Genomic DNA, 6,053 nt, shown 5'->3' with positions numbered 1-6,053 from the left:
GGTTAACTCATCGCAGTTAGTATTGAATATGTTAGCGCAGCTTAAAGATAAAACGCAGCTTAATTAAAGGTATTCCGTTCACTGTCAGATATTGCCGGTAAATAATCACCACATACCTTTGAAGAATATTTAGAAACCGCGGCGGTTAACTCATCGCAATTGGTCCTCAATATGTTAGCTCAGCTTAAAGGGAAAACTCTTAACACAGCTGAAATATAAAGAAAATCGACTAGGATAATCAATGACAGCACTAACTGAGTTAGCCCCGTTTACTTATCATGTATTAATGCTCACGGTAGTGCTGTTGATAAAAACGTTAACGAGTCATTTTATCGCTCACGAACCTTTACGCTATTTTCAATTTTATTGTTTACAGCTAAGTACTAAAGTTAATAACAGTGGCAGTAGCGCGCAACATCAAACCATTGCAGGTTTAGGGGCACTACTGGTGACGTTGGTGCCAATCGTGATCATTTTATCGCTATTCGCTGACTTTATTGCGGTTGATTATTTGTGGCAAGGGCTATTACTGTATTTCGCCCTAGGCAATTTGAACTTCGGGCAGATAAACAACAGTATTGCGCAAGCCCTAGTTGCTAAAAAAAACCACCTAGCAAAAAAAATCCTCACACCGCTAACGTTACGAGAAACAGCGCCGCTTTCACAAGTAGGCCTGAGTAAAGCGGCTATTGAAATGCAGCTCTTGCGTAGTGCGCAACAAATATATGTGGTTAGTTTCCTCTTCATTAGTTTTGGCCCATTAGCGGCATTGAGCTATAGGTTAATACTAGAAATGCACTATTGTTGGAATACTAAGTTAGCGCAATTTAAACACTTCGGTTTTTATAGTCAGTTATTCGTCCAACTTATGCAGTGGTTGCCTTGTCGGTTAATGGCTTTATTTATATTGCTGAGCACGCTAGGTCAGGGCAGTTTATTATTTTGGCGTTTGACCCGAGGCCATTTCTTTAAACTCAATAATGACTTTGTTATGAGTGTGCATGCTTTTTCGCTGGCGGTCAGGTTAGGGGGAGTCGCTATGTATCAACAGGAAAAGCTACGTAAAGTCGCCTTTAATGATCTTGGCAAACAACCTGAGCCGAAAGATATTATTAAAGCGACTAGTAAAATACATTTTTCTATCTTTAGCAGTTTGTTTTTTCTCGCTTTATTTGCGCTAAGTTGGCAGTTTATTTTTACTGCAAAAGTCTTTAATTAATTGGTTTAATACCAATTTGATTAAATTTCTTCCCAGCTCAGAGTTTTACTTAATGTTCAAGAACAAGTAAAATTGGTTTAGGTCTAGTTATTCTAAACCAAATAAATTTAACGATGTTATTGGGCATTGAGTAAGCTCCCATAGGGCGAGTTTAAAGGGTTCATATACTGCGTTATTGATTTTGACAAGGACGCTACACGGATGTAGCCTCTTAGAGAATGCAGGAGCATATTCTCCTGAATAACCATTCTCTTCAATCAATGCCTTGCCTCTAAACCCTTTAACTCTCGCTGAGTGGGAAAGAACTTAATCAACTTGGTATAACTATGACTGAACTTTTATTTTATTTAGATATTTTTGGTATTATTGTTTTTGCTTTATCCGGTGCGCTGATGGCAGGGCGTTATCAGCTTGATCCTTTTGGCGTTGTAGTGCTGGCCTCCGTTACTGCAGTAGGTGGTGGTACTATTCGTGATGTTATATTGCAAACACCGGTATTTTGGGTCGTTAAACCTTACTATCTCTATGTTATTTTGGCGACTGCGCTCCTCACTATCGTCTTTATCAGGCAACCGAAACGAATTCCGAAGCGTTTTTTATTGATTGCCGATGCTTTGGGTTTGGCATTATTTGCCGTGTTAGGTACGCAAAAGGCGTTAGTTTTGGGCGCGCCGATTCCTGTCGCTGTCGTGCTAGGTACTATCACGGGGGTTGCCGGCGGTATGATTCGTGACGTTTTATGTAATGTAATTCCGATGATTTTACGCGAAGAGATATATGCGCTGGCAGCAATGTTGGGAGGGGCGCTATTTATCTTTCTACAGTGGCTTAATTGGTCTGATACCAACGCTATTATCACTTCGATAACCGCTGCGCTTGTTTTACGTTTAGCGGCTATTTATTGGCATGTATCTTTACCGGCTTTTCATATTGTCGAGAAGCCAAGTAAAGAGCAGAGTAAAACCGCTGCGAAGGATAAAAATAAAAGTATTTAGGTTATTTAGCTAAGTCGCTCTTTATCAAGTTAATTTAGAAAGCGTAGCTAATACCAACGTTGGGTGATTTTAAGGTTAATTCACCCAAGTCTTGATAACGTAAGCCGACATTCATACCAATACCCATACCCCATTGAAACTGCCAACCCGCTTCAAAGAAAACGCCAGTGCCATCTTCACCTTCAACAAAGTGACCATTACGGGTGAACTTATAATCATAATATTGACCGCCTAACTTAGCATATAAACTATTACGTTTTGATAACGGTGCTTGCCCCTTAATCGCGACAACAAAACTATCGAGTTCCATTTCATTGGCTAATAAACCAAACAAGAGTTTATCTCTACTACCACAAGTAAAACTGTCTTCACCTGTTTCAATACACTGCCAACTATCAAATTCTGTTGCAGTATTGTAAGCAACTTCTACTGAAAAATTATCAATGATCCGGTAGTTATAAAACAAATAGTGTTGGATAAAACCATCGCCGTCTTGAGTTGAGTTTTTATATTCACCGATGGCAAAACCAATGACTAACCCAAAGTTATGTTGGCGCTCTTGAGTGGTTAAATTTAAGGTGTTTTTATCGGTTTCTTGGGCGTTTGAGTTGCTACAAAGTAATGAAAGAGAAAATAATGAAAGGGCTAATAAGTTAGATAACTTCATGTTCGGCATCCTTTGCAGAAACTAATAAGATATACAATTATAGATAACTTTGAAAAATATCCATTGGAAATACTATTCACAATGTCATTTTCAACAAAGCTAGTAGAGAATAAAGTTACAGTTTTTTATTCTCTACTAAGATTTTAGACCAATCGAACTAATTAAGTGATCACCGAATTAATCCATTTGGTATTAGCCGATAATTGAAATTACTGGCTGAAGGTTTTATTCATTTGACGGTGAGTCTGCTCGTACCAACCATCGGTAATGGTAATTGCCGGTAAAGCTTCTATTTCAATGGTACCTGAAGTGGCCGTTTTATCTGACTCGTTATAAATATCTAAAATATTTTTAATGACAACGGGCTGGGCTTTCAATTTAAGCTTTTCAACTAATAATTTTGCACCGGCTTCGAAAGGTTCAATTTTCCCTGATTGTGAGCGAGTCCCTTCAGGAAAAATGATGACCTTTTTACCTTTGCACATTTTAACGTCTTTTAATAATTTGATGATGGCGCGACGATCTTTTTGATCAACGGTAATATGGCCAACCCTATCGACAATACGAGATACGGGCCATTTATCCATAATACCAGTTCTACCAACAAAACGAGTATCCAAACCTATAGCCTCTTCAAGAGTGAATATATCAAACATACTTTGATGATTAACAATGAGAATGTCTGTATCGGCATCGATAGTGCCAGTAAGATTTACGCGAGCACCGACACTTCGTACAATCCGGATAACAAAAAACTTTCGAAAAAGATTGAACAACGCACCATGGCGCTTACACAGAGAAAGTGCGACAGACTCAGCCGCGATGAAGACGTACATGGAGTATTTTTTTAGGTAAAAGCTAAACATGAATATTATTCAGAAGCGGTATTTAAGCTTCAATCCCCCAGCCATCGGTGTAACCAGTAAACTGATTAATTATTTTTTCAAAAGCGTCTTCTTGTGCCACGATAGCTTCGTGTGATGGTGTCATAACAACGGTGCAATCTACATCCCATACATTGGGTGTTTCATCGGGGTGTAAGTTACATTTTACTGCCGGCAAGTGTTCTTTTATATGTTCAACCATAGCCTGTGCTTGGCTTTCTTTCTCAAATAAATGAAAAAATACCACGTCATGTGATTGGCTTAAGTCGATACCTGCTTGGTGCATTTCGGCTAATACTTGGCCTGTTTCATCATCTGGAAAGTTCATATAAAAGTAATATTGTTATGCAATTAGAGGCGGCTATTATAAGACGGGAAAAGCGACTTTAACAGGGGTGTTGTTAAAAAAATATTGAGATGGCAACTTTCTACCTGTCAGGGTACTGAGTTAGCATGATATCTACCGCTGCCAGTACTTTTTCATTGAGCTCTTTACTGTTATCTTTTGTTTTAAATTTTAGCGGATAAATACTACGCCAAACAGAGCGCTTTCTTACCGGGTCAACTAAATCAATAATTAAACCACCGCGATATACCTGCCAGTCGCCATTGTCTTGCTGCCAAGCATTGGCTCGAAGGCAATGAGAGCAAAATAGCACGGCTTTGTTATAGTTTACATAATCTTGCGGTTGTTTTTTTACTAGGTGATAAGTCACTATTATATCGGCCTGGTCGAGCTCACTGTAGTGAAAATCTTGTGCGTCTAAACTTTTTTCAATAGCAAGCTCAATGCCACTACGTTGGGCGTGTGATAAATTCTGACTATCAAAAAAATCAGAGCCACTGGTATAAAAGCTGTAACTTTTCACTTGCGAAAAGTCAAATTTATTATAATAAATGACCGGATTTTTCTTTGAGCTACAGCCAGATACTATGACTAATAGTAAAAAGACTAAAAGTAGCTTTATCGGTAGGGCTATTGTAATAATAGAGTTTTTTAACACAGGCTCATAATAAGGTAATAGTAAAACTCTAGCCTAACAATTGGACCAAGCTTTGAACAGTGAAACCTATTTAAAGCGGTAATTATTTATAATCGATTTAATTAAGGCTAAAAATTAGCGTGTGACAACAAGGCGAGTTTACAACTGTCCTAGCAATACGTTATAAAAGGTAGCCGCTTTTAGTTAATTGTCATCAGTTAGCTATTCCACAGACCGCAAAATAAGGATATTAATATGATTAAAACTAATTTTAAACATTTGCTCATGGGCGTTTCATTAATCACAGGGAGCCTGATTTCATTTACCTCGGTAGCAGAGTCTTCCGTATGGAAAGTCAGTAAAGGTGATGACCATATATTTATTGGTGGTACTGTGCATATTTTACCACCGGCAGAATTTCCATTACCCGCTGAATTTGATCAAGCCTATAAAAAAAGTGACAGTATTGTTTTAGAAACTAAGATACCTGATGCGAGTGACACCGCCTTTCAAATAAAAATGATGCAACAAATGGCTTATGGTGAGGGTAAAACTATTGGTGATTTTGTCTCGGCAAGAACTAAGCAGGATCTCAGTAAATATATAACCAGCTTAGGTGCAGATTTAATGATGTTTGAGCGCTTTAAACCGGGTTTTTTGATGACATTGTTAGTGATGCTAGAAGCACAAAAGGCAGGGTTTTCAGGAGAGGGCGTGGATATCTTTTATAGTAAAAAGGCGACACGGGATAATAAAACGATAGAATATTTTGAAACCGTTGAATTTCAAATGAATATGATTGCCGACATGGGTGAGGGTAACGAAGAGAAGTTTATTCAATCGAATCTTGAGCAGATGAAAGATTTTAAAACTATGTTTACCGGTTTACTGAGCGCATGGCGTAGTGGTGACGTACAGAAATTAAACAAGTTAGCGATTGAACCGATGAAAGATGATCCAAAAACATTAAAAGCGCTATTAACTGATCGTAATCACCATTGGGTCAAAGATATCAAGCAGATGTTTAATGATAATGACAAAGAGTTTGTCTTGGTGGGTGTTGCTCATTTAGTTGGCGATAATAGTGTCTTAGCATTATTGAAAGCTAACGGTTATCGAGTGGAAAAATTATAATATATTTATAAAAATTGAAAATGATTCACCACAAGCAGACTTTGTTCATCCTAAAGCTTGGGCATCACTTGCTAAGCTAAAACTGGCTAGGGTTTTTCCCAATAGTTACCCGGTTTTATTTCTACCAAAGGCTGTCTTGATTGACATCCTTAAAACTAAGCACCTTACCAC

At 38.1% G+C, this 6,053-nt stretch carries 7 protein-coding genes; 3 read left to right on the top strand and 4 right to left on the bottom strand.

The features are described from left to right. Positions 1-241: 241 nt before the first annotated feature. Positions 242-1,219, top strand: a complete 978-nt coding sequence (locus tag F580_RS0123560; RefSeq protein WP_019030222.1) for a cobalamin biosynthesis protein CobD/CbiB — start codon at positions 242-244, stop codon at positions 1,217-1,219. Between the two features lie 326 nt (positions 1,220-1,545). Continuing rightward, entirely contained in the window at positions 1,546-2,214 is a 669-nt protein-coding gene (locus F580_RS0123555) for a trimeric intracellular cation channel family protein (RefSeq protein WP_019030221.1), read from the top strand. A 34-nt stretch (positions 2,215-2,248) separates the two neighbouring features. Here F580_RS0123555 and F580_RS0123550 read toward each other — a convergent pair whose 3' ends face one another. The 4 genes from F580_RS0123550 to F580_RS0123535 form a co-directional block, all read right to left on the bottom strand. Beyond that, positions 2,249-2,881 (bottom strand): outer membrane beta-barrel protein, encoded by a 633-nt coding sequence (locus tag F580_RS0123550; protein WP_019030220.1) that lies wholly within the window; start codon positions 2,879-2,881, stop codon positions 2,249-2,251. A gap of 209 nt (positions 2,882-3,090) precedes the next feature. Continuing rightward, positions 3,091-3,717, bottom strand: coding sequence for a lysophospholipid acyltransferase family protein (locus F580_RS0123545; RefSeq protein WP_245560683.1), 627 nt, complete (start codon positions 3,715-3,717; stop codon positions 3,091-3,093). 52 nt (positions 3,718-3,769) lie between these two features. Then, positions 3,770-4,093: a ribonuclease E inhibitor RraB gene (locus tag F580_RS0123540; RefSeq protein ID WP_019030218.1), complete on the bottom strand. Its 324-nt coding sequence runs from the start codon at positions 4,091-4,093 to the stop codon at positions 3,770-3,772. Between the two features lie 100 nt (positions 4,094-4,193). Beyond that, entirely contained in the window at positions 4,194-4,769 is a 576-nt protein-coding gene (locus tag F580_RS0123535; protein WP_019030217.1) for a DUF4136 domain-containing protein, read from the bottom strand. 234 nt (positions 4,770-5,003) lie between these two features. Here F580_RS0123535 and F580_RS0123530 point away from each other — a divergent pair, with 234 nt between their 5' ends. Beyond that, positions 5,004-5,882, top strand: a complete 879-nt coding sequence (locus F580_RS0123530; RefSeq protein ID WP_019030216.1) for a TraB/GumN family protein — start codon at positions 5,004-5,006, stop codon at positions 5,880-5,882. The last annotated feature ends 171 nt before the right edge of the window (positions 5,883-6,053 follow it).

Origin of the sequence: Colwellia piezophila ATCC BAA-637 (genome assembly GCF_000378625.1) — a bacterium.
Taxonomy (GTDB): domain Bacteria; phylum Pseudomonadota; class Gammaproteobacteria; order Enterobacterales; family Alteromonadaceae; genus Colwellia; species Colwellia piezophila.
Note: the sequence above shows the minus strand (reverse complement) of the source record. Positions and strands in the feature narration are given on the sequence as shown.